Annotated in this window: 20 protein-coding genes; 11 read left to right on the top strand and 9 right to left on the bottom strand. The window is 62.7% G+C overall.

What is annotated here, in order from left to right:
* Positions 1-180: 180 nt before the first annotated feature.
* From lpxC to ligA, 4 genes are all read left to right on the top strand, one after another.
* The gene (lpxC, locus tag LZK81_RS12455) at positions 181-1137 is read left to right on the top strand and encodes a UDP-3-O-acyl-N-acetylglucosamine deacetylase (protein ID WP_046607482.1); all 957 of its coding nucleotides are present in this window, start codon (positions 181-183) and stop codon (positions 1135-1137) included.
* Positions 1138-1356: 219 nt separating this feature from the next.
* Entirely contained in the window at positions 1357-2223 is an 867-nt protein-coding gene (locus tag LZK81_RS12450) for an outer membrane protein assembly factor BamD (RefSeq protein ID WP_046607483.1), read from the top strand.
* 10 nt (positions 2224-2233) lie between these two features.
* Positions 2234-3907 carry a DNA repair protein RecN gene (gene recN / locus LZK81_RS12445; RefSeq protein WP_233953485.1) on the top strand — a complete coding sequence of 558 codons (1674 nt, stop codon included), beginning with the start codon at positions 2234-2236 and terminating at the stop codon, positions 3905-3907.
* 117 nt (positions 3908-4024) lie between these two features.
* A complete protein-coding gene (gene ligA, locus LZK81_RS12440; RefSeq protein WP_233953484.1) occupies positions 4025-6181 on the top strand; it encodes an NAD-dependent DNA ligase LigA in 2157 nt (718 codons plus the stop codon).
* A gap of 23 nt (positions 6182-6204) precedes the next feature.
* Here the strand turns inward: ligA and LZK81_RS12435 are convergent, their stop codons facing one another.
* Positions 6205-6744 (bottom strand): GNAT family N-acetyltransferase, encoded by a 540-nt coding sequence (locus LZK81_RS12435; RefSeq protein WP_233953483.1) that lies wholly within the window; start codon positions 6742-6744, stop codon positions 6205-6207.
* A 280-nt stretch (positions 6745-7024) separates the two neighbouring features.
* On the opposite strand from LZK81_RS12435, the gene LZK81_RS12430 reads away from it, so the two are divergent.
* On the top strand, positions 7025-7615 hold the full coding sequence (locus LZK81_RS12430) for a 3'-5' exonuclease (RefSeq protein WP_046626037.1): 591 nt from the start codon (positions 7025-7027) through the stop codon (positions 7613-7615).
* A 92-nt stretch (positions 7616-7707) separates the two neighbouring features.
* Entirely contained in the window at positions 7708-8205 is a 498-nt protein-coding gene (locus LZK81_RS12425) for a CreA family protein (RefSeq protein ID WP_233956536.1), read from the top strand.
* A gap of 6 nt (positions 8206-8211) precedes the next feature.
* Here LZK81_RS12425 and LZK81_RS12420 read toward each other — a convergent pair whose 3' ends face one another.
* The 4 genes from LZK81_RS12420 to LZK81_RS12405 all read right to left on the bottom strand — a co-directional run bounded on the left by LZK81_RS12420 (position 8212) and on the right by LZK81_RS12405 (position 13000).
* Positions 8212-9870, bottom strand: a complete 1659-nt coding sequence (locus tag LZK81_RS12420) for an FAD-binding dehydrogenase (protein ID WP_267967536.1) — start codon at positions 9868-9870, stop codon at positions 8212-8214.
* Between the two features lie 162 nt (positions 9871-10032).
* Entirely contained in the window at positions 10033-10359 is a 327-nt protein-coding gene (locus tag LZK81_RS12415) for a hypothetical protein (protein WP_046608730.1), read from the bottom strand.
* Positions 10360-10566: 207 nt separating this feature from the next.
* Complete coding sequence (locus LZK81_RS12410) at positions 10567-11034, bottom strand: chemotaxis protein CheW (RefSeq protein ID WP_046607492.1); 468 nt, start codon at positions 11032-11034, stop codon at positions 10567-10569.
* A 1-nt stretch (position 11035) separates the two neighbouring features.
* Positions 11036-13000 (bottom strand): methyl-accepting chemotaxis protein, encoded by a 1965-nt coding sequence (locus LZK81_RS12405; RefSeq protein ID WP_046626052.1) that lies wholly within the window; start codon positions 12998-13000, stop codon positions 11036-11038.
* A 278-nt stretch (positions 13001-13278) separates the two neighbouring features.
* Between LZK81_RS12405 and LZK81_RS12400 the strand changes: the two genes are divergently transcribed.
* The 3 genes from LZK81_RS12400 (at position 13279) to LZK81_RS12390 (ending at position 15110) form a co-directional block, all read left to right on the top strand.
* Positions 13279-13434 carry a hypothetical protein gene (locus tag LZK81_RS12400; protein ID WP_233953481.1) on the top strand — a complete coding sequence of 52 codons (156 nt, stop codon included), beginning with the start codon at positions 13279-13281 and terminating at the stop codon, positions 13432-13434.
* A 120-nt stretch (positions 13435-13554) separates the two neighbouring features.
* Complete coding sequence (locus tag LZK81_RS12395; protein ID WP_046608732.1) at positions 13555-14154, top strand: SCO family protein; 600 nt, start codon at positions 13555-13557, stop codon at positions 14152-14154.
* Between the two features lie 77 nt (positions 14155-14231).
* Complete coding sequence (locus tag LZK81_RS12390; protein WP_233953480.1) at positions 14232-15110, top strand: 50S ribosomal protein L11 methyltransferase; 879 nt, start codon at positions 14232-14234, stop codon at positions 15108-15110.
* A gap of 211 nt (positions 15111-15321) precedes the next feature.
* Here LZK81_RS12390 and LZK81_RS12385 read toward each other — a convergent pair whose 3' ends face one another.
* Entirely contained in the window at positions 15322-15495 is a 174-nt protein-coding gene (locus LZK81_RS12385) for a hypothetical protein (protein WP_046607519.1), read from the bottom strand.
* Positions 15496-15748: 253 nt separating this feature from the next.
* On the opposite strand from LZK81_RS12385, the gene LZK81_RS12380 reads away from it, so the two are divergent.
* Positions 15749-17581: an aminopeptidase P family protein gene (locus tag LZK81_RS12380; RefSeq protein WP_233953479.1), complete on the top strand. Its 1833-nt coding sequence runs from the start codon at positions 15749-15751 to the stop codon at positions 17579-17581.
* Between the two features lie 16 nt (positions 17582-17597).
* On the opposite strand, the gene LZK81_RS12375 is transcribed toward LZK81_RS12380, so the two are convergent.
* From LZK81_RS12375 to pncA, 3 genes are all read right to left on the bottom strand, one after another.
* Positions 17598-17912, bottom strand: coding sequence for an AzlD family protein (locus tag LZK81_RS12375; RefSeq protein ID WP_233953478.1), 315 nt, complete (start codon positions 17910-17912; stop codon positions 17598-17600).
* 1 nt (position 17913) lies between these two features.
* Positions 17914-18633 carry an AzlC family ABC transporter permease gene (locus LZK81_RS12370; RefSeq protein WP_233953477.1) on the bottom strand — a complete coding sequence of 240 codons (720 nt, stop codon included), beginning with the start codon at positions 18631-18633 and terminating at the stop codon, positions 17914-17916.
* A 119-nt stretch (positions 18634-18752) separates the two neighbouring features.
* Positions 18753-19379: a bifunctional nicotinamidase/pyrazinamidase gene (pncA, locus tag LZK81_RS12365; RefSeq protein WP_046607499.1), complete on the bottom strand. Its 627-nt coding sequence runs from the start codon at positions 19377-19379 to the stop codon at positions 18753-18755.
* 757 nt (positions 19380-20136) lie between these two features.
* Between pncA and LZK81_RS12360 the strand changes: the two genes are divergently transcribed.
* Positions 20137-21516, top strand: coding sequence for a DUF2778 domain-containing protein (locus tag LZK81_RS12360; RefSeq protein WP_233953476.1), 1380 nt, complete (start codon positions 20137-20139; stop codon positions 21514-21516).
* Position 21517: the final 1 nt, after the last annotated feature.

Below are 21517 nucleotides of genomic sequence, written 5' to 3'. Positions count from 1 at the left end.
GCAGAGTTAACAACGTAACAATCCGAAATGAACAGTGATTTGGATTGTGCCAAACGGCTGCGTATGAAGGATGCTAAGGGACGCCAAAAGGGATCGACCGATTCAGGTGATCGGTCCGGTGGCGCTCAAGAATTTCGGATCCATTTTCTTTACGGATCCGGCGAAAAGAAGGCAGCAGGAATGACTATCGGACTGTTCGGTTTCCAGACCACCATCGCCTCCCCGGTAACCCTGAAGGGCATTGGCGTTCATTCCGGAGCTCCCGTCAGCCTCACTTTTCAGCCTGCCGAAGCCGGCACCGGCGTAATCTTCACGCGTCTTCTGGACGACGGCAGCTCGGTCGAATATCGGGCCGTTTCCTCCCAGGTCGGCAATACCGATCTCTGCACCGTTCTCGGCACGTCGCTTTCCCGTTCCGTCGCGACGATCGAACATGTGATGGCCGCGATTTACGCGCTCGGCGTCGACAACCTCATGGTCGAAGTCGACAGCGGCGAGATGCCGATCATGGACGGCAGCTCCCTTCCTTTCATCGAAGCGATCGAGCAGGCCGGTATCGTCAATCTCGGCATCAAGCGCCGCTATATCCGCGTCCTGAAGCCGGTCCGCATCGACGCCGGTGCGTCCTGGTCGGAATTCCGGCCCTATGACGGCACGCGCTTCGAGGTGGAAATCGACTTCTCTTCGCCGCTGATCGGCCGCCAGAGCTGGAAGGGCGACCTGACCGCTGCGACCTTCAAGCAGGAACTCTCCCGCGCCCGCACATTCGGCTTCATGCGCGACGTGGAGCGTCTCTGGGCTGCCGGCTACGCGCTCGGTTCCTCTCTCGAAAATTCGGTGGTCATCTCCGACGACGACACGATCGTCAATGTCGAGGGCCTTCGTTACAAGGATGAATTCGTCCGCCACAAGACGCTCGATGCCGTCGGCGACCTGGCGCTTGCCGGCGCCCAGTTCATCGGCTGCTACCGCTCCTATCGCGGCGGCCACAAGATGAATGCCAATGCGCTGAAGGCGCTGATGAGCGACCCGACGGCTTATGAGGTTGTCGAGGCTCCGTCGTCGCGCGCGGCCCGCGTGCGGGCAGGGGAGTTCGTACCGGTCAACGTGCCGGAACTCGCGTCCTGGTTTGCCTGATAAAGTTGACCCAGTCGACTCGGCCGCTTCTCCGGAAGCGGCCTTTTTCTTTTTGGGAGACAGGTTCCGATTTAACCTTGAAATGCCGTATATTGCGGCGACGTGCCACAAAAATGCATTAATGCCACAGCATTGCGTTGCTCTCCCTTTGCTTTTATGGCTAGAACGGCCTGCTTGGGCAGCGGGCTTTTCAGGCGCGGGACGATCAGGAATTCTCGAATGAACCATGTAAGGTCTGTTGGAATGCGTAAGACGGCAAGAGTAGCGCTTATGTCGCTGGTGCTGGCCGGCGCCGGCTTTGGCATGACCGCCTGCCAGTCGGATCCCGATATCGACATCACCAAGCTCGGTCTCGAAACGGATGCGCCGGAGACGCTCTACAACCAGGGTCTCGCCAACATGAAGGCCGGCAACCTTGCCGAAGCGGGCCGCAAGTTCGATTCGATCGACCGCCAGAATCCGTTCACCGAATGGGGCCGCAAGGCGCTCGTCATGAGCACATTCACCAAGTACCGGCTCGGCCGCAACGACGAGGCGGTGGCCACCGGCAACCGCTACATGAGCCAGTATCCGCAATCGCAGGATTCGGCCTATGTCCAGTATCTCGTCGGCCTCGCTTACTCCAAGCAGATCGCCGACGTGACCCAGGACCAGCGCGCTGCGGTGCGCACCATCGATGCGATGAACAAGGTCGTAACCAATTATCCGACCTCGGAATATGTCGAGGATGCCCAGGCGAAGATCCGCTTTGCGCGCGACCAGCTCGCCGGCAAGGAAATGCAGATCGGCCGGTACTATCTGGAGCGCAAGGAATATCTTGCCGCGATCCGGCGCTTCCGCAACGTGGTCGAACAGTATCCGAACACCAATCAGGTGGAAGAGGCGCTGGCGCGTCTGACCGAAGCCTATTATGCGATGGGCATCACGGAGGAGGCGCAGACCGCTGCCGCTGTCCTCGGGCGCAATTATCCCGACAGCCAGTGGTATGCCGATTCCTTCAAGCTGCTGAAGGGCAACGGCGTCGAGCCCCGCGAAAATCGCGGCTCGTGGATTTCCCGCGCCGGGGCCAAGCTGATCGGCGCATAAGGTCTGAGACATGCTGATCCAGTTGTCGATCCGCGATATCGTTCTGATCGAGCGGCTGGACCTTGCCTTCGAGACCGGCCTTTCGGTGTTGACCGGCGAAACCGGCGCCGGCAAATCGATCCTGCTCGACAGTCTTTCGCTGGCGCTCGGCGGCCGCGGCGACGGCGACCTGGTGCGCCATGGGGAAGACAAGGGCCAGGTGACGGCCGTCTTCGATGTGTCCGGCAGCCACGGCGCCCGAAAACTCCTGCGCGATAACGGCATCGACGACGACGGCGACCTGATCTTCCGCCGCATCCAGTCGGCCGACGGGCGCACCCGCGCATCCATCAACGACCAGCCGGTCAGCGTGCAGCTGATGCGCCAGGCGGGCCAGCTTCTGGTCGAAATCCACGGACAGCACGACGACCGGGCGCTGATCGATACCAACGCCCACCGCACGCTGCTCGACGCCTTCACGGGCTTGGGCGACGAGGTGCTGCAGCTTTCCGGCCTTTATCGCTCCTGGAGGGACGCGGAACGGGCCTTCAAAACCCATCGCGCCAAGGTGGAGGCCGCGGCGCGCGAAGCCGATTATATCCGTGCCTCGGTGGAAGAGCTCGAAGCGCTCTCACCGCGCGACGGCGAGGAGGACGAGCTCGCCGAGCAGCGCTCGCGGATGCAGAAATCCGAGCGCATCGCCGGCGACATTTCCGAGGCTTCCGAATTCCTCAATGGCAACTCGTCGCCCGTGCCGCTGATCGCCTCGCTGGTGCGGCGCCTCGAGCGCAAGAGCCACGAGGCGCCCGGCCTGCTCGAAGAGACCGTCGAGCTTCTCGACCAGGCGCTCAACTATCTCTCCAATGCCCAGATGGAAGTCGAGGCGGCGCTGCGGCGGACCGAATTCGACCCGCGCGAACTGGAGCGGGTCGAGGAGCGGCTGTTTGCCCTGCGCGCCGCCGGTCGTAAATATTCGATCCCGGTCGCCGACCTGCCGGCGCTTGCCGAAAAGATGATATCGGACCTTGCCGACCTCGATGCCGGCGAGGAAAAGCTCGGCGAGCTGGAAAAGCTGACGGCCGCCGCCAAGGTCGCCTACGATCAGGCAGCCGGCATCCTGTCCGAAAAACGCCGGCATGGCGCCGAATCGCTGGCCGCGGCTGTCATGGCCGAGCTCCCGGCGCTGAAGCTCGAGCGCGCCCGTTTCATGGTCGATGTGGCGAGCGATCCAGAAGCGGCAAGTGCCGAAGGCATCGATACCGTGGAGTTCCACGTCCAGACCAATCCCGGCACGCGTCCCGGCCCGATCATGAAGGTCGCTTCGGGCGGCGAGCTGTCGCGTTTCCTCTTGGCGCTCAAGGTGGCGCTCGCCGACCGCGGCTCGGCTCCGACGCTGGTCTTCGACGAAATCGACACCGGCGTCGGCGGTGCGGTCGCCGATGCGATCGGCCAGCGGTTGAAACGTCTGTCCGACAAGGTGCAGGTGCTTTCCGTCACCCACGCGCCGCAGGTGGCCGCCCGGGCCGCCACCCATCTGCTGATCTCCAAGGGGCCGGCCGGCGAGGGCACCGACAAGATCGCCACCCGCGTCGCCACCATGGAGCCGGAACACCGCACCGAAGAGATCGCCCGCATGCTCGCCGGCGCATCGGTAACCGACGAGGCGAGGGCGGCTGCGAAAAGGTTGCTGGCTGGGAACGGTTAGCAGTTACGCTGGGCAACCTCTCCCGCCTATCCCATCCGTATCACTCGTCCTCCACCCTTCCCATCGCTAAAATTTGCTCTACAAAACGACTCCTCGCTATCCGAGGAGTAGACCCGCATGCCCGCCGAACAGACGCCCGTCGAAAACCTGACCGAAGAACAGGCCGCAGCCGAACTGGCCTATCTGGCGGCGGAGATTGCCCGCAACGACGAGCTTTATCACGGCCACGACGCGCCGCAGATTTCGGATGCGGATTACGACGCGCTGAAACGGCGCAACGATGCGATCGAGAAGCGGTTCTCGCAGCTGATCCGTGCCGACAGCCCGTCCATCCGCGTCGGCGCCGCGCCGCTCCCGACATTCGCCTCGATCACCCATTCGCGACCGATGCTGTCGCTCGACAACACGTTCTCGGACGATGACGTGCGGGACTTCGTGTCCTCCGTCTACCGCTTCCTCGGCCAGCTTCCGGACGGTTCGATCGCGTTTACCGCCGAGCCGAAGATCGACGGGCTTTCCATGTCGATCCGCTACGAGAACGGCCGGCTGGTGAATGCCGCGACCCGCGGCGACGGCACGACCGGCGAGAACGTCACCGAGAACATCAAGACCATCAAGGAAATCCCCAATCGCCTGCCGGCCGGCGTGCCTGACGTCGTCGAGGTGCGCGGCGAGGTTTATATGCGCAAGAGCGATTTCCTGGCGCTCAACGAGCAGATGGCGGCCGAGGGCAAACAGACCTATGTCAACCCGCGCAACACGGCGGCCGGCTCGCTGCGCCAGCTCGACGCCAAGGTGACCGCCAGCCGCAACCTGAAATTCTTCGCCTATGCCTGGGGCGAAATGTCGGAAATGCCGGCCGACACCCAGATGGGCATGGTCGAGAAGTTCAGAGAATGGGGTTTTCCGGTCAATCCGCTGATGAAGCGCCTGCACGCCGTCGAGGACATCATCGCGCATTACCAGGATATCGGCCTCAAGCGCCCGGATCTCGACTACGAGATCGACGGCGTCGTCTACAAGGTGGACAGGCTCGACCTGCAGGCCAGGCTCGGTTTCCGTTCCCGTTCGCCGCGCTGGGCGACGGCCCATAAATTCCCGGCGGAGCAGGCTTTCACCCATGTGGAGAGGATCGACATCCAGGTTGGCCGCACCGGCGCGCTGACGCCGGTTGCGCGGCTGACGCCGGTCACCGTCGGTGGCGTAGTGGTTACCAATGCGACGCTGCATAACGAGGATTACATCAAGGGCTTGGGCAATTCCGGCGAGCCGATCCGCGAGCCGGATCACGATATCCGGGTCGGCGATACCGTCATCGTGCAGCGGGCGGGGGATGTCATCCCGCAGGTGCTCGACGTGGTGATGGAGAAACGGCCTTCGGAAGCCGTGCCTTACGAATTCCCGAAGAAATGCCCGGTCTGCGGCAGTCATGCGGTGCGGGAGCGCAACGAAAAGACCCGCAAGCTCGATTCGGTCACTCGCTGCACCGGCGGTTTCGTCTGCCGGGCGCAGGCGACCGAGCACCTGAAACATTTTGTCTCCCGCAATGCCTTCGATATCGAAGGCCTCGGCTCGAAACAGATCGACTTCTTCTTCGAGGCGGAAGACGACGCGCTGAAGATCCGCACCGCGCCGGATATCTTTACGCTGAAGCGGCGGCAGGAGGCCTCGACGCTTACCAAGCTCGAAAATATCGAGGGCTTCGGCAAGGTCAGCGTCAAGAAACTGTTCGACGCGATCGACGAGCGGCGCGAGATCGCACTCCACCGTTTCATCTACGCGCTCGGCATCCGCCATGTGGGTGAGACCACCGCCAAGCTGCTCGCCCGCGCCTACGGGACCTATGAGGCCTTTGCGAAGGCCATGGATGACGCAGCCGAACTTTCCGGCGACGCCTGGGACGACTTGAACAATATCGAGGGCATCGGCGAGGTGATGGCGCGCGCCATCGTCGAGTTCTTCAAGGAGCCGCGCAATGTCGAGGTCATTACACGGCTTCGCGAAGAGGTGACGCCGCAGGAGGCCGAACAGCCGGTCGCCTCGAACAGCCCGATCGCCGGCAAGACGGTCGTCTTCACCGGCTCGCTCGAAAAATTTACCCGCGACGAGGCCAAGGCGAGGGCGGAGAGCCTTGGCGCCAAGGTGGCCGGGTCGGTCTCCAAGAAGACCGACTATGTGGTCGCCGGCCCGGGCGCCGGCTCCAAGCTCGACAAGGCGAGGGAACTCGGCGTCCAGGTGATGGACGAGGACGAATGGCTTGCTTTTATCGCGTGAGGGCCTTCATCGGGTGATGAAGGTCACGCCCTGAGCCGCGCCATCGAATAGGCATCGACATATTCGCCGTTGCGGAAGGCGAATTGTTTGAGATGGCCTTCCACCTCGAAGCCGAATTTCCGGTAGAGCGCCAGCGCCGCCTCATTGTCGGTATAGACCGTCAGTTCGACGCGCTTCAGGTCCAGCCATCGGTCGGCGATGGCGAGGATTTCGCCGATCAGGGCGCGGCCGATCCCGCGGCCAATATAGGCGTCGTGGACGCCCATGCCGATACTTCCGGCATGTGCCCGGCGATTTGCATAGCGGGTCATACCCACATCGCCGACGATCCTGTCCTTTAGGACCGCGACCAGCGAGATGAAATTGGCGGACTGGTTCTCGATGCCCTTGCGGATTTCCTCCGGGCTGTGGTGCGGCGTTCTGAGGGTGCCCCGGCGGTAGCCGGGCATATTGTGCAAGGCGGTGATATCAGGCGCGTCCGCCGGCGTGCGTGCGCGGATCGACAGGCCTTCGGGCCATCGCGCATCGGGGTCCAGCGGTGGTGGGATATCGAACTCTGTCATGCTTGCTCTCCTTGGTCTTCGCCGAGGCAGAGCGGAAACACCGAACCCTGCCATATTTCGGCAGGGTTGGTGGACGGATGACCGGCTAACGCGCCAAGACCGCCACGCACCCTGCGGGATGAATGGTCACGGTAAGATGCATGTGGGCGGCGAAACGGGTCATGGCGGCCAAGCTCTCAGACAAGCGCCGATGCGTCAAGAGGGGTAAAAGCGCTGGCCGTCTTTGCCGAATCGAATTCCCGCCTGTAGAAGTTCTCCGACCTTCATCCGGAACTCGCCCTTGAAAACCATCGCCATCGATTTCGAAACCGCCAACGAACAGCGCGGCAGTGCCTGTTCGGTCGGGCTTGCCTGGCTGGAGGGCGACGAGGTGGTGCGGGTGGAGGAACGGATGATCCGCCCAAAGGACATGCGGTTTTCCTCCTTCAACGTGGCGATCCACGGCATCCGGCCGGAACATGTCGAGGATGCCGGCGAGTTTCCGGAAGTGATGGAAGAGTTCGCCGACGATTTTCGCGGCGCCACGATGATCGCCCACAATGCCGCCTTCGATTTCAGCGTCTGGCGGGCCTGTCTCGATGCCTATCGGCAGAGCTATCCGGAGCTCTCCTATCTCTGCAGCGTAAAGATGTCGCAGAAGGTCTGGCCGCATCTCGGCTCGCACAAGCTCAACGTCCTTGCCCAGCATCTCGGCCTTCGCTTCGCGCATCACAATGCGGCGGAAGACGCGGCCGTCTGCGCGCGGGCGACGATCGCGATCGCCAAGTCTCTGGAAGTGCCGCATGTCCGCGACATTCCGGCGATGATCGGCATGAAGGTCGGGCGATTGTTTTCCGGCGGTTACGCGCCCTGCACCTGCCGGCTCAAATAAGAGTTCCGAAGCATCCGCTTGTTTCCGCCCCGGCAATCCTTATCTCAGATCACGGATCGTTTACCGGAGCTGAAGTCCCCATGACGCAACCAATGAGCCGCCTTGCCTGCCTTGCATCTGCCGCAGCCTTTTCGCTCGGAATGCTCTCCGCGCCCGCTTCTGCCGAAGTGGTCGGCGAAGTCGGCGTCGACTGGATCGGCAACGACATCATCGTCGAGGCGGTCGCCGATCCGCAGGTGAAGGGCGTCACCTGCCACGTCACCTATTTCGAGCGCGGCATCATCGACCGGTTGAAGAACGGCAACTGGTTCGAGGATCCGTCCAACAATTCGATCGCCTGCCGCCAGACCGGCCCGATCGAGGTCGGCAATATCAATCTCTCCAAGGATGGCGACGAGGTGTTTCGCGAGGGCATGTCGCTGATCTGGAAGTCGCTGGTCGTCAACCGCATCTACGACAAGGCCAACGATACGCTGATCTATCTCGTCCACACCCGCGAACTCACCGACGGTTCGGCAAAAATGGCGATCTCGACCATCCCGCTCTATAACCAGAACGTCACCTGGAAGAACGGCAAGCCCAAGCCGTAATCGGGCTCAGCCGAGGGCGGCCGCCGCCGCCCGGCCGGCATTGCGGCCGGAAAACAGGCAGCCGCCGAGAAAGGTGCCTTCGAGTGCCCGATAGCCGTGCATGCCGCCACCGCCGAAACCGGCGGCCTCCCCTGCGGCATAGAGCCCTGGGATCGCTTCTCCGTTCTCGCCCAGCACGCGGGCCGAGAGGTCCGTTTCGATCCCTCCCAGTGTCTTGCGTGTCAGGATATTCAGCCTCACCGCGATCAGCGGCCCGTGCGCCGGATCGAGAATGCGGTGCGGTTTTGCGGTCCGCACCAGCTTTTCGCCAAGCGAGCGGCGGGCATTGTGGATGCCCATGATCTGCGCGTCCTTGGCAAAGGGATTGGCCACCTGTCCGTCGCGGGCGACAATTTCGCGCTCGATATCGGCGAGGTCCAGGAGATTGCTGCCGACAAGTCGGTTCATGCCGGCCACCAGCTCGCCAAGGCTCTCGGCGACCACAAAATCCTCGCCATGTTCCTTGAAGGCCTCCACCGGCCCCGTCGCCTTTTTGCCGATCGCCCGTTTCGCCGTCAGCTTCCAGTCGCGGCCGGTGAGGTCCGGGTTCTGTTCCGAGCCGGAGAGCGCGAATTCCTTGCGGATGATGCTCTGGTTCAGCACGAACCAGCTGTAGTCATGACCGGTCGCCATGATGTGCTGCAGGGTGCCGAGCGTATCGTAGCCGGGATAGAAGGGGGCGGGCAGGCGCTTGCCCGTCGCGTCGAACCAGAGCGAGGAGGGGCCGGGCAGGATCCGGATGCCATGGTTCTCCCAGATCGGGTTCCAGTTCCGCAGGCCCTCGGTATAGTGCCACATGCGGTCGCGGTTGATCACCTGTCCGCCGGCAGCGCGCGTGATGCCGATCATCCGTCCGTCCACGTGTTTTGGCACGCCCGACACCATGAAGCCCGGCGGTCGCCCGAGCCGTTCCGGCCACATCTGCCGCACGAGGTCCGGATTGCCGCCGATGCCGCCCGAGGCGACGATGACAATCGGCGCGTTGAGCTCGAAGTCACCGGCCGGTGTCCTCGATGTATCTTCGCCACGTTCAGCCGTGCTCGCCTTGAGGATTGTGCCTGCAACGCCAGTCACGGCCTTTCCGGTCTTCACCAGATTGTCGACGCGGCGCCGCCAGAGGAAGCGGATTTTTCCGCTCTTCTCCGCCTCTCGCGCCCGCCGCTCGAAGGGCTCGACGACGCCGGGGCCGGTGCCCCAGGTGGTGTGGAACCGCGGCACGGAATTGCCGTGCGAGGTCGCCGAGCCGCCGCCGCGTTCCGCCCAGCCGACGATGGGGAAGATGCGGTGACCCATTTGCCGCAGCCAGGAGCGTTTCTCGCCGGCGGCGAAGGCCACATAAGCTTGCGCCCACAGGCGCGGCCAGTGGTCTTCCTCGCGGTCGAAACCGGCGGTGCCCAGCCAGTCCTGCCAGGCGAGATCGAGGCAATCGCGGATGCCCATCCGGCGCTGTTCGGGAGAATCGACGAGGAACAGCCCGCCGAGCGACCAGAAGGCCTGGCCGCCGAGGTTCTGTTCCGGTTCCTGGTCGAGGATGATGACGGAGCGGCCGGCATCGGCAAGTTCCGTCGCGGCCACGAGGCCTGCCAGGCCTGCGCCCACCACAATGGCGTCAACGCTGTCGCTCAATCGTGCTCCTCCCAAAGCGTGAAGGACACAAGCTGTGCTGCATCCTTCCGACGAATACAGTCATGCGGTGTGGCTGAGGTCAACAGGATCGCCGGCAAAACGACAAAACCGGGCTCGGCAAGCGAACCCGGTTTTGAAATCCGTCGGTAATGGCGGGGCGAATCAGCGGACGTAGACGATCCGGCTGCCGTCGGCGGCGGTGTCGATCGCCACGACGTTGTTGAGTTCGACGTTCTGGCTCAGAAGATCGGCCCGCAACGCGCGATCGGCCTTCACCTCGGCCTGTGCCTTCTGCACCATTGCCTGGCTTGGATGAATGATGCTGTCCGGCACGTCGAGCCGTTTGGCGCTGTTGTCGATTTCGGGATCGGTATAGACGATGGCGACGTCGCCGGCGGGCTTGGCCGTCATGCCCATATCGCGGGCATAGGCGGCGGTTCCCATCGTGGCGGCGGACATCAGGACTGCGAGAGCAAAAGCCTTGTTCATGGTCATTCTCCTATCTTGGGTAAACCAGCCGAGGCGTTCAGGAAGCGGTTCGGTTGGCGTTTGCGACGGAAGAACTGCGGAGCCCGACTATCGGTTCCGCCCAAAATTGTTACAAATAAGCAATAATTACAATGCGTTAATCTTCCGTCACATTTGCGTGTGACGGAAGATCAGGTCATATTTTCGGACTTTTTTGCGCTGCGAAATTTACGCGGCTTCGCGTGCGAGTTCGTCGGCGATGACGGTGTCGAGGTTGAGGAAGCAGACCATGGTCTTTTCCAGCGCCACGATGCCACGGCAGAAGGCGCGCTGCGCTTCCGGGATGATTTCCGGTGCCGGCTGCAGGTCTTCGCCACGGATGGTCATCATGTCGGATACCTGTTCGACCAGCAGGCCGACCAGCTTGCCGGCGATGTCGGTGACGATGATCGCGGAGCGTTCCGACGGTTCGGTCATCTTCATACCGAGGCGGCAGGCCATGTCGATGACCGGGATCACCGCGCCGCGCAGGTTGATGAGGCCGAGCACGTAAGGCGGCGTGTGCGGCATCGGGGTCACCGGCGCCCAGCCGCGGATTTCGCGGATCGCCATGATGTCGATGCAGAATTCCTGGTCGCCGAGATGGAAGGAGACGATTTCGAGGTAGGCGCCGGACTGCTTGATGGCATTGCTCATGTCAGAACTCTTCCCATTTGTCTGAGGATCCCACGGCCTTCGGCTTGGCGGAGGCGGGACTGTTGCTGAAGGCTCCCGCGAGCTTGTTCATCAAGTTCAGGGCGGGGGAGGGTTTGGCTGGTGTGGAAGCGCTCGCGACCTCGACGGCGCGCGGGCCATTGCCTCCACGGATCTGGAACTGGCTGATCAGCTGGTTGAGGTTTTCGGCGTCGCTGGCCAGCGAATGGCTGGCAGCAGTGCTCTGCTCCACCATCGCGGCATTCTGTTGCGTTGCTTGGTCCATCTGGCCGATCGAGGTATTGATTTCGTTTAGTCCGGTTGATTGTTCGCGCGCAGAAGTGAAGATCGCGTGAACGTGGTCGTTGATTTTCAGCACGTCGTCGCCGATCCGGGTCAGGGCGTCGCCCGTCGCCTTCACCAGGTCTACGCCGGTCTTGACCTCGTGGTTCGAACGGGTGACCAGTGCCTTGATGTCCTTGGCCGCACCAGCGGCGCGCCCGGCGAGCTCGCGTACTTCCTGGGCGACGACGGCAAAACCCTTGCCGGCCTCGCCGGCGCGGGCCGCCTCGACCCCGGCGTTGAGTGCCAGCAAGTTGGTCTGGAAGGCGATTTCGTCGATGACGTTGATGATCTTGCCGATTTCGGCGGTCGCGTCCTCGATCCGCCCCATGGCCGCTGTGGCATCGCGAACCACGCCGGAGGACTTTTCGGTATAGTCCTTGGCGTCGCTTACCATCTGCGTCGCCTCTTCGGCGCGGCTGGTGGCGTTGCGCACGGTCGCCGTGATTTCTTCGAGCGCTGCCGATGTTTCCTCGAGCGAGGCCGCCTGCTTCTCGGTCCTTTTCGCCAGGTCGTTGGCAGCGGAGCGCATCTGGTTGGCGTTGGCGCCGATGGAGCTGGAGCTGTTGGCGACCTCGGTCATGATGTGGCGCAGACGTTCGACAACCCGGTTGAAATCGGTGCGCAGGCGCTCGAGATCTGCCCGGAAGGGACGATCGAGGGCGGCTGCGAGGTCGCCCTCGGAGAGACGGTTGAGCGCGCTCGCAAGCGAATCGACGGCGAAGTGGAGCGCCTGGGCTTCAGCCTTCTGTTCCGATTCGCTCGCCTGCCGTTGGGTCTCGTTCCGGCGGCGTTCGTCGTTCAGGCTGATCTCCAGGGTCTGGCGCTCGACGGCCGCAAGCCGGAAGATATCGGTGGCGCGCGCCATCTCGCCGATCTCGTCGCCGCGGTCGATGCCGGGCACGGCGGTCTTGTAGTCGCCACCGATGATCCGCTGCATGCTGGCGCGGACCCCGTCGATGCCGCGCCGGATGGCGCCGCCATGAACGCTCTGCAGGATTGCCATGACGACCAGTGCGATCAGGCCGCAGCCAAGCTGCACATAAAGCGCGTTCGAGGAAAGCGTGTTCGCTTCCCCGACGCCGCTTCTGACAATCTTTTCGCCTGCGACGGCTGCGGCCTCAAGCGTTGTGCCAAGCCGTTCGCCAGCGCCGTCGATGACGTCGTCGATCTTGTCATAGGCGTCGTCGGGCGCGCCGGTTTCGACCATTTTTCTGAGATCGGTCTGGATCGCTGTCGAAACAGCCGAGAGATCCGTTTCAAAACCTGCCACGAGGCCCGGATTGCCGATGTCGGCCGCGAGTTTCTTCAGGTCGCCCGAGGAGCTTTTCAACTTGTCGATGGAGTCCGCCATCGCCTTCAGCCGGGCGGGATCGACGCGTTTGTCGTCGCGGTCGACGATCGTGTCCATCGCTGCCAGGACGAGTTCCAGGTTGGCGATGCGCATGCCGTTGACGGTATCCACATGCTCCCGAATCTCGGTGGCGCGCTGCAGCGCTTCGTTGACCTGGCGGCCCTCGTACCAGCCGACAAGCAGCATGGCGCCGATACCGGCAAAGGCGGATCCTGCCAGCGTCCATAGCCGGTGATTGACCGATAGCGTCTTGCGAATGGGTTTTGCCGTCATGCTGTTGAAATTCTCCCGGCGCCGGACAGGTCCGGCAGGCCTTCGGATAGAGATGGAAACAGGGAGCGAGCCGATATCGGCGACGTCATGTCTTTGGGGTCCTCACGATATCGCGGCCCTCAGTGCGATGCGTGTCGCATCTCACTTCCATTTGCCGCAACGATTCGTGAACCACCTTCGCCTTCATAAGATCTCAGACAGGTATTAATCTTACGCTAAGCTTGTTTGGAGGTTGTGCCGCCTTCCAAGAAGCCGGAAAAGGTTGTAGATTGAACATCATGGATAGCACCCTCGACGGTTACCGCCTGCCGCTGATCACCGCTGTAAGCCTGCTCTTGCTCGGGCTCGGCGGCATCGCCTTTTACGGCTGGCTCCGGTTCGGCTCTTCCATCCTGCTGACGCTCGATGAAACCGGTCTTTCGTGGTGTTTCTGACCGCTGCCTTGTCGTTGAGACAAATCAGCGCGATGTCTTTCGAAAACGACTTCTTGAATTGCGCCCCCGCCGGCTCGGGTCTATCGCTCCGTCAACTGGGCCTGAGCTGAAGAGATACTGATGAAGAGCTTCCGAATTGTTCTGTGGATCGCCGTCGTTGCGTTGGCGGGCGTGCTGGTGGCGCTGACGCTGACATTGACGCGTTCGAAACAGCAGCTTGCCGAGGGGCCGTTCGGGGTACCGTTCCAGCTCGTCGCCCAGAACGGCCAACCGATCACCGAAAAGGCCTTCCAGGACAAGCCGACGGCGCTGTTTTTCGGCTTCACCCATTGCCCGGAAGTCTGCCCCACGACGCTTTTCGAGCTCAACGGTTGGCTGCACAAGGTCGATCCGGACGGCACCAAACTCAACGGCTATTTCGTCAGCATCGATCCGGAGCGCGACAGTCCCGAACTGCTCGGCCAGTACGTCTCCAATGTCACCGACCGGGTGAAGGGCATTTCCGGTCCGCCGGCCAAGGTCCAGGAGATGGCCAAGGGTTTCAAGGTCTATTTCAAGAAAGTGCCGGTCGACGAGAAGGATCCGAACGGCGACTACACCATGGATCACACGGCCTCGGTGTTCCTGCTCGACGATGGCGGACGCTTCGCCGGCACCATTGCGTACGGCGAAAACCCCGACGTCGCGGTCAAGAAGCTCGAAAATCTGATCAAGGGCTGATACGTTTGACGTTGAAGCCGACAGGGCTTCTGTGGCAATCCTCTCCGCCACCGATCAATAGCTGAGAGACTGTTTCCTTGAGCGAAATCCGCCTTTACGTCACGTCCACCGAAAAAGGTGCGGCCGAGATCCTCGATATCCTGTCGGAGGTTTTCGGCGAAGAGGACTTTGCCATCGCCACCACCGAGGTGGACGAGAAAAAGGACATCTGGGAAGCCTCCGTCTACATGATGGCGGATGACGAGGAGATCGTGCGCCAGCGCATCGCCGAAGGTCTCGCCAAAGCCTTTCCCGCTCTGGAAATTCAAAGGGAAATCATTCCGGATATCGACTGGATCGCGAAGTCGCTGGAGGGGCTGAAGCCGGTGAGGGCCGGGCGGTTCATCGTCCACGGCTCGCATGACCGCGACAAGGTGAAGGTCAACGACATCGCCATCGAGATCGATGCGGGCCAGGCCTTCGGCACCGGCCACCACGGCACTACCGCCGGATGCCTCGAGGTGATCGAGGACGTGATGCGCGCAAGAACCGTCCGCAACGCGCTCGATCTCGGAACCGGAAGCGGCGTGCTGGCGATCGCCGTGCGCAAGCTGCGCAATATTCCGGTGCTCGCGACCGACATCGACCCGGTCGCCGTGCGCGTGGCGCGGGAGAATGTCCGTCGCAACGGCATCGCCACCGGCATCCGCCTGGAGACGGCGCCGGGATTTCATTCGCCCGCGTTCGATCGGGAGGGGCCGTTCGACCTGATCATCGCCAACATTCTCGCGCGGCCGCTGATGAAGATGGCGCCGCAGCTGACAGCACATCTGGCGCCTGGCGGTTCGGTGATCCTGTCGGGTATCCTGGCCGGACAGCGCTGGAAGGTGCTGGCCGCCTATAGCGGCGTCCATCTCGCCCATGTCCGCACCATATGGCGCAATGGCTGGGTGACGATCCATCTGCGCCATCGGTGATCTGTTTTGCAACGCAGCATTGAGCTCTTTGCATGGCTTTTGGTGCAGACAGCAAAAAGGCGACACCAGTGGTGCCGCCTTGCGATCAGTTCTGAGACTGACCTACCCGCGAGCGTGAGGGAGGATCTGCTCGAGCGGGCCTCGTATCCTGAAAGCCGGGGCGGGTGAGGGAGGAGAGCCCGCGCCGGCCGTATGATCAGGAATACGTAGCTTAGAATACGTAGCTTTGGGCGCCCTTGCGGCGCAGTTCTTCGCGGCTGGTGCCGAGGCCCTTCAGCGTTTCGTCGTCGAGGCTCAGCAAGGCGCCGTTGACGTAACGGGCAACCTGACGCTCGCGAGCTTCGACCACGCGGTTGAAGGCATTGCGGAAGAAAGAGTTGGCCATGGAAGCGATCCTTTTGATACGGGCCTTGTTCGGCGCCCGTTCGATGATGTGAATATAGCGATTGCTGCACTGCACAGTGAGAGGGCTTCTCTCATTGGTGGTATGCGTTTTCTGCATAGGATGATCAGATCCGCGCCAGACCTGTTGAGCAGATGCACAATCGCCGGTCATCCGGCCCGTCTGGCAATGTCTGTCGAAGATCGGCTAACATAGTCCGACCTCTCGGAATCAGGCAGCCCGGAAAAACAACCTCATGTTCCAGTCCTTCGAAGTGAAGTCCGCCCCGCAGTTCGGCCGCGATCGCGTCAGCGCGCTCAGGGCGAAATTCGCCGATCTCGGCATTGACGGTTTTCTCGTGCCCCGTGCCGACGAGTACCAGGGCGAATACGTGCCCGCCTCGGCCGAACGCCTGTCCTGGCTCACCGGCTTCACCGGATCGGCCGGCATGGCGCTCGTCACGCAACGTGAGGCTATCGTTTTCGTCGATGGACGTTACGTCACCCAGCTTGCCGAACAGGTGGATGGCTCGGTCTTCACCGCCGGCGATCTCGTCAACGAGCCGCCGCATGTCTGGCTGCCGCGCCACGGCGCAAAAGGTTTCCGGCTCGGCATCGATCCGTGGCTGCATGCGGGGGCGGAAGTACGCCGGCTCGAAAAGGCACTTGCCGAGGTCGGCGGTTCGCTGGTGCTGCTCGACGCCAATCCGCTCGACGCGATCTGGGCCGATCGACCCGCCGAGCCGCTCGGCGCCGTCTCGATTCAGAAACAGGAGCATGCCGGCACCCTGGCGAGCGAAAAGATTGCGGCGATTGCGAGCCAAGTGAAGGAGAAGGGCGCTGCCGCAGTGGTCATCGCCGACCCGACATCGGTCGCCTGGATCTTCAACATCCGCGGCGATGACGTGCCGCATACGCCCTATCCGTTGTCGCGCGCCATCATCCCGGCCGAGGGCAAGGCCGAGATTTTTCTCGACCAGATGAAGACCGGCATCGAACAGGCCGCCTATCTCGCCCAGATCGCCGTCCAGCGCCCGCCTTCGGAATTCCTCGCGCGGCTTGCGGCCGTCTCGGCGGACGGCGCAAAGATCCTCATCGACCCCGACCTGACGCCGCTGGCGCTCACCAAGGCGATCACGGCCGCCGGAGGCGACGTGGTCGAGGCTTCCGATCCGGCAAAACTGCCGCGCGCCTGCAAGAACCGCGAGGAGCTCGAAGGTTCGGCCAAGGCGCATCTGCAGGATGGCGCCGCAATGGTCGAATATCTCTGCTGGCTCGACGCCCAGGCGCCCGGCACGATCACCGAGATCGACGCGGTCAAGGCGCTGGAGGCGACCCGCGCCCGCGTCGGACAGAACATGCAGAACCCGCTGAAGGACATTTCCTTCGACACGATCTCCGGCGCCGGCGAACACGGCGCGGTCATCCACTACCGGGTGACGACAGAGACCAACCGCAAGCTTGAAGCCGGCGAGCTTTTCCTGGTCGATTCGGGCGCGCAATATGTCAACGGCACGACCGACATCACCCGCACGGTGGCGGTCGGCTCTGTTCCGGAAGAGCACAAGCGTTTCTTCACGCTGGTGCTGAAGGGCATGATCGGCATCAGCACGGCGCGTTTCCCCAAGGGCACGCGCGGCTGCGATCTCGATCCGCTCGCCCGAATCGCGCTGTGGAAGGCCGGCGGCGATTATGCGCATGGCACCGGCCACGGCGTTGGTTCGTATCTCTCCGTGCATGAGGGGCCGCAGCGGATCTCGCGGCTGGCGACCCAGGAACTGCTGCCCGGCATGATCCTTTCGAACGAGCCCGGTTATTACCGTCCCGGCTCCTTCGGCATCCGCATCGAAAACCTGATTTATGTGACCGGAGCGGAAGAGATCGACGGCGGCGACCAGCCGATGCTCGCCTTCGAGACGCTGACCTGGTGCCCGATCGACCGCCGTCTCGTGCTGCCTGACCTGATGACCGCCGAGGAACTCGGCTGGCTGAACGGCTACCATGCCGCCGTTCGCGAAAAGCTGCTGCCGCTGATCGAGGACGACGCGGTCAAGACCTGGCTGGTGAAGGCGACGGAGCCGCTTTCCTGAAGCCGGGCGCCTTTCGTCAGAAGCCCAGGAGGTGCCGGCAGATCATCGCTGCCGCCCAGCCGGCGCCGAGAAGCAAGAGGCCCGGATATCGGACACCAACCACGAGTGCCGCCAGCATGGCGATCTTGACGTCCCAGCCGCCGTTGAAGAAGGCGGGGGCGACGAGCGTCGTCAGAACCGCTGCCGGCACGGCGTTGAGGGCCTGTTCCATGCGCGGCGGGATCGTCGTCATTCGGGTGATCAGCACATAACCGCCGATGCGGGTGAGGAATGTCGCGGCCGCTGCGGCCAGTATCAGCAGAGCCATATCCACGGAGATGAGGTCGGTCATGTCAGCTCTCCATCTCGGTGGCGGTGTTTGCCGGCACGGATTCAGTGGACAGCGGCAGGAAAGCTGCGACGACGACCCCGACCGCAGCGCCGATGCTGACATGCCAGGGCGACCCGACGAAATGATAGCCGAGCACGGAGCCGAGAGCGCTCGCCACCACCACCGGATAAAAGCCCGGCTTACGGCGAAAGCCGATCACCAGCCCGAGGAAATAGACCGGCAGCAGCACGTCGATCGCAAGCGCACGCGGATCGCCCATCATCCGCCCGAAAAACGCGCCGACGACACTGAAAAACAGCCAGGGGAAATAGATCGCGGCGCCGAAGCCGATATACCAGGGGAAACCGACGCCCCGGCCGCTTTCGCCGCGTTTCACGGCCTCGGCGAATTGCGGGTCGGTCAGCACGAAGAAGGTGAAGAATTTCTGGACCGGCGTGAAATGGGCAATGTACCGGGTCAGTGCAGCCGAATAGAGGATATGGCGGAAATTCACGGCGAAGACGGAGAGCACGATCAGCCACGGCGCCACCTGGTGGCCAAAAAGTTCGATGCCAACGAGCTGGCTGGCGCCGGCATAGACGGTCGCGCTCATCAGGCCAGCTTCCATGACCGAGAGGCCATTGTCGCTTGCCACGGCGCCGAACAGCACCGCGAACGGAGCCGAGGAAAGGGCGATGATGAGGCCGCCCTTCAGACCCTGGTTGAATTCGCTGCGATTCATCGACGAAATCCTTTTCGCACCGGCTTTAGAGCCCTGCGGGACCTCGCGCAATTCAATTGGGCTGATGGAACGATCGATTCCGCTGAACTATGGAACTCCGGCGGCCCCGGTGCCGGCGATCAGTCGGCGAGGATGTCCCTGCTCGAAACGATGCCGACGCCTTTTGCTCTCATCTCGGCGATGGCGCTTTTCACGCCTTCCGGATCGATGCCACGGCTTGCATCCTCGATGAAGCGCACTTTTACGCCCGGCAGCATTTCCACGGCGTCGAGAGCGGAAAATTTCACGCAATAGTCGGTCGCGAGCCCGCAAAGATCGAGCTCGGTCACCTGCTGCGCTCTCAGATAGCCCGCAAGGCCCGTTACTGCGGCCTGGTCGTTGTCGCGGAAGGCGGAATAGCTGTCGACAGCGGGGTTCTCGCCCTTCTGCTGGATATAGTCGATGGCCTCGACGTTGAGGTCCGGGTGGAACTCCGCATCCGGCGTGCCCTGCACGCAATGGTCCGGCCACATGACCTGCGGCTGGCCGGACAACTCGCCCATCTCGAACGGCTTCCTGCCCGGATGCCGGGAGGCAAAGCTTCCATGGTTTTCCGGGTGCCAGTCCTGCGAGGCGACGATGACATCGTAACCGCCGCCTTCGATCAACTGGTTTGCGACCGGCACGATCTCGTCGCCGTGAGCCACGGGCAGGTTGCCGCCCGGGCAAAAACCGTTCTGGATGTCGATCAGGAGCAGCGCTTTCATCGGTCATCCTCCGAATCCTGGATTATCGGAGGATGCCAAGGGCGGACGGCAGGATCAAGGCCGATATGTTTTGCAATGCAGCAGTCGGAGCGATTCTGTCGATCCCCATCCATCCCGGATCATCCGGCCGTTTTGCGGGTTCGGAAAACTCGCCCGAGAGGGCCATCGTGGTGCGGCGGAACTCAGTCTCTACAACGCTGTCGAGCATTCACCGCGAGCTCGGGATTGGGCTGTTTTCGAGTTCGTGGCGACCGGCCACAAGGATCTGATCTCCTGTTTTCGACCCAGGATTTCGCCTGCTGCAGAGACCTGTCCGACCACTCTGAAAGGCTTCGGTATACACCTCGGGTCCGGGCGGTCATGGACGTCGCCACGGCGCTGCTGTCGGAATATGTGTCCGAGGGCCGGCGGCGCGCGGAGAGGGAAATGGTATAAAAATTCTGACAAGCCTTGAAAGACTTGGATTTTGTGGCTAAACAGCAACGGTCGTTGGCTTGACTAGCCTCAATTGTGCACGGGGCGGACACCCTGTTGCCGCAATTCGGTTAAACTTCCGACGGCATGCGCTTTTATGTGCACCACCGAAACCAAATCGGGGCGACGTAAAGACATTGGTTACCATAATCGTTCATCCTCACATGCAGTCGATAGGCGGCAGTGAGCAAAATCTTCGTTTGCTCAGTGCTCGTCAGGGTTGTGTTGGCGGTCTCGCGGAAGCGAGCCCCGTCGGTGTGAGTAACGGTTCGGGTAACGAGTGATGGCGCGTTCGGTCCAGACGTCGGTAAATGGCAGGCAGGCAGGCAAAGCTCCGCAGCGCCGCAAAAAATCCCGCTCTCTCCTGGTCAATGTCACGGTCGGTTTCGGCCTGACGGTCGCCGCCCTGATGGGTGCGTCGATGGTTACCATGGCGACCGCTGTGAAGTCGGCTTCCGATGTGAAGTTCGAGACGGCGTTGGCAAAGCCGATCGCTCTTGCCGTTCCCGCTGCCACAACGCGTGAACGCGAGATCGACGTTTCGAAATTCTCCCGCCTGCCGGGCAGCTCCTCCGCCGAACCCAAGGGCAATCGCCTGGCTGGCGCCGATGTGGCCGCCCTTGAAGCCCGCAAGCCGGATCTTTCGAACGTCAGCCGGGTGCTGACCGTGGCGATGGCCAAGGCCGCCCGGCATCAGGAACACGAACAGCGGTTCGCCGCACTCGAAAAAGCCCGTCCGGACGCCAATGCCATTCGCGCGGTGCTCGGCCCTGCGATGGAAAGCCTTGTGGTCGTGGCGCCGCGCTCGGCGAGCGGCACCTTGCCGGACATGATCCAGGATGCCGAGACGGTCACCACCGTTGCCGGGCTCAAGGACATGAAGCCGGTCGAGATGGCCGCGCTTGAAGAAACCGCCCTGGAAGAGGGCGGTGCCGAGGAGAGCGAGGTCGCGGTGGTCGAGGAGGCCGTTCCCGCGGCACCTTCCTATCATCTGCCGAAGGCCGTTCCGCTGCCGGTGATCCGTCCGGGGTCCGCCGCCGACAAACCCACCAAGCCGGCAGCCCTTGCGGCCATCGCCGCTGTCGCGCCGCAAAAGCCCGCCAAGACTGATGACGGCGACGACAAGCCGACCGCGCTCGCCTTTGCCAAGCCCGACAATCCGATGCGCGAGGAGCCGACCCGCCCGTCGCAATCCGCGCCGGCCTGGCCCGGCATCGGCACGAAAGTGGCCGTCTACGATATTTCCGGCGGCATGGTCTATATGCCGAACGGCTCCAAGCTCGAAGCGCATTCCGGCATCGGCAAAATGCGCGACAACCCGAAATACACCCATGTGACGATGCGTGGCCCGACGCCGCCCGGCACATATAAGCTGTCGATGCGCGAAAAGCTGTTCCACGGCGTCGCAGCGATCCGCCTGACGCCGGTCGATGGCAAGGCGCCGCAGGGCCGCACCGGCCTGCTTGCCCACAGCTTCCTGCTCCGGGTGCGCGGCGACTCGCACGGCTGCGTCGCCTTCGCCGATTACGACAAGTTCCTGAAGGCTTTCCAGCGCGGCGACATCACCCATATGGTGATCGTTCCCAAATGGGACGGCAAGCGCCCCGGGCGGGGCACCGATGGCGGCTTCATGGCCAAGCTGTTCGGCAACAGCGACGCGTGAT

Origin of the sequence: Neorhizobium galegae, assembly GCF_021391675.1 — a bacterium.
Lineage (GTDB): Bacteria > Pseudomonadota > Alphaproteobacteria > Rhizobiales > Rhizobiaceae > Neorhizobium > Neorhizobium galegae_B.
The sequence above is the reverse complement of the archived record's forward strand: the minus strand, read 5'-3'. Positions and strand labels throughout refer to the sequence as shown.

Excerpts from the sequence above, each read along its gene's own strand:
- lpxC (WP_046607482.1), top strand. The coding sequence starts at position 181 with ATGACTATCGGACTGTTCGGTTTCCAGACCACCATCGCCTCCCCGGTA.
- LZK81_RS12450 (WP_046607483.1), top strand. The coding sequence starts at position 1,357 with ATGAACCATGTAAGGTCTGTTGGAATGCGTAAGACGGCAAGAGTAGCG.
- recN (WP_233953485.1), top strand. The coding sequence starts at position 2,234 with ATGCTGATCCAGTTGTCGATCCGCGATATCGTTCTGATCGAGCGGCTG.
- ligA (WP_233953484.1), top strand. The coding sequence starts at position 4,025 with ATGCCCGCCGAACAGACGCCCGTCGAAAACCTGACCGAAGAACAGGCC.
- LZK81_RS12435 (WP_233953483.1), bottom strand. The coding sequence starts at position 6,744 with ATGACAGAGTTCGATATCCCACCACCGCTGGACCCCGATGCGCGATGG.
- LZK81_RS12425 (WP_233956536.1), top strand. The coding sequence starts at position 7,708 with ATGAGCCGCCTTGCCTGCCTTGCATCTGCCGCAGCCTTTTCGCTCGGA.
- LZK81_RS12415 (WP_046608730.1), bottom strand. The coding sequence starts at position 10,359 with ATGAACAAGGCTTTTGCTCTCGCAGTCCTGATGTCCGCCGCCACGATG.
- LZK81_RS12410 (WP_046607492.1), bottom strand. The coding sequence starts at position 11,034 with ATGAGCAATGCCATCAAGCAGTCCGGCGCCTACCTCGAAATCGTCTCC.
- LZK81_RS12405 (WP_046626052.1), bottom strand. The coding sequence starts at position 13,000 with ATGACGGCAAAACCCATTCGCAAGACGCTATCGGTCAATCACCGGCTA.
- LZK81_RS12400 (WP_233953481.1), top strand. The coding sequence starts at position 13,279 with ATGGATAGCACCCTCGACGGTTACCGCCTGCCGCTGATCACCGCTGTA.
- LZK81_RS12395 (WP_046608732.1), top strand. The coding sequence starts at position 13,555 with ATGAAGAGCTTCCGAATTGTTCTGTGGATCGCCGTCGTTGCGTTGGCG.
- LZK81_RS12385 (WP_046607519.1), bottom strand. The coding sequence starts at position 15,495 with ATGGCCAACTCTTTCTTCCGCAATGCCTTCAACCGCGTGGTCGAAGCT.
- LZK81_RS12380 (WP_233953479.1), top strand. The coding sequence starts at position 15,749 with ATGTTCCAGTCCTTCGAAGTGAAGTCCGCCCCGCAGTTCGGCCGCGAT.
- LZK81_RS12375 (WP_233953478.1), bottom strand. The coding sequence starts at position 17,912 with ATGACCGACCTCATCTCCGTGGATATGGCTCTGCTGATACTGGCCGCA.
- LZK81_RS12370 (WP_233953477.1), bottom strand. The coding sequence starts at position 18,633 with ATGAATCGCAGCGAATTCAACCAGGGTCTGAAGGGCGGCCTCATCATC.
- pncA (WP_046607499.1), bottom strand. The coding sequence starts at position 19,379 with ATGAAAGCGCTGCTCCTGATCGACATCCAGAACGGTTTTTGCCCGGGC.
- LZK81_RS12360 (WP_233953476.1), top strand. The coding sequence starts at position 20,137 with ATGGCGCGTTCGGTCCAGACGTCGGTAAATGGCAGGCAGGCAGGCAAA.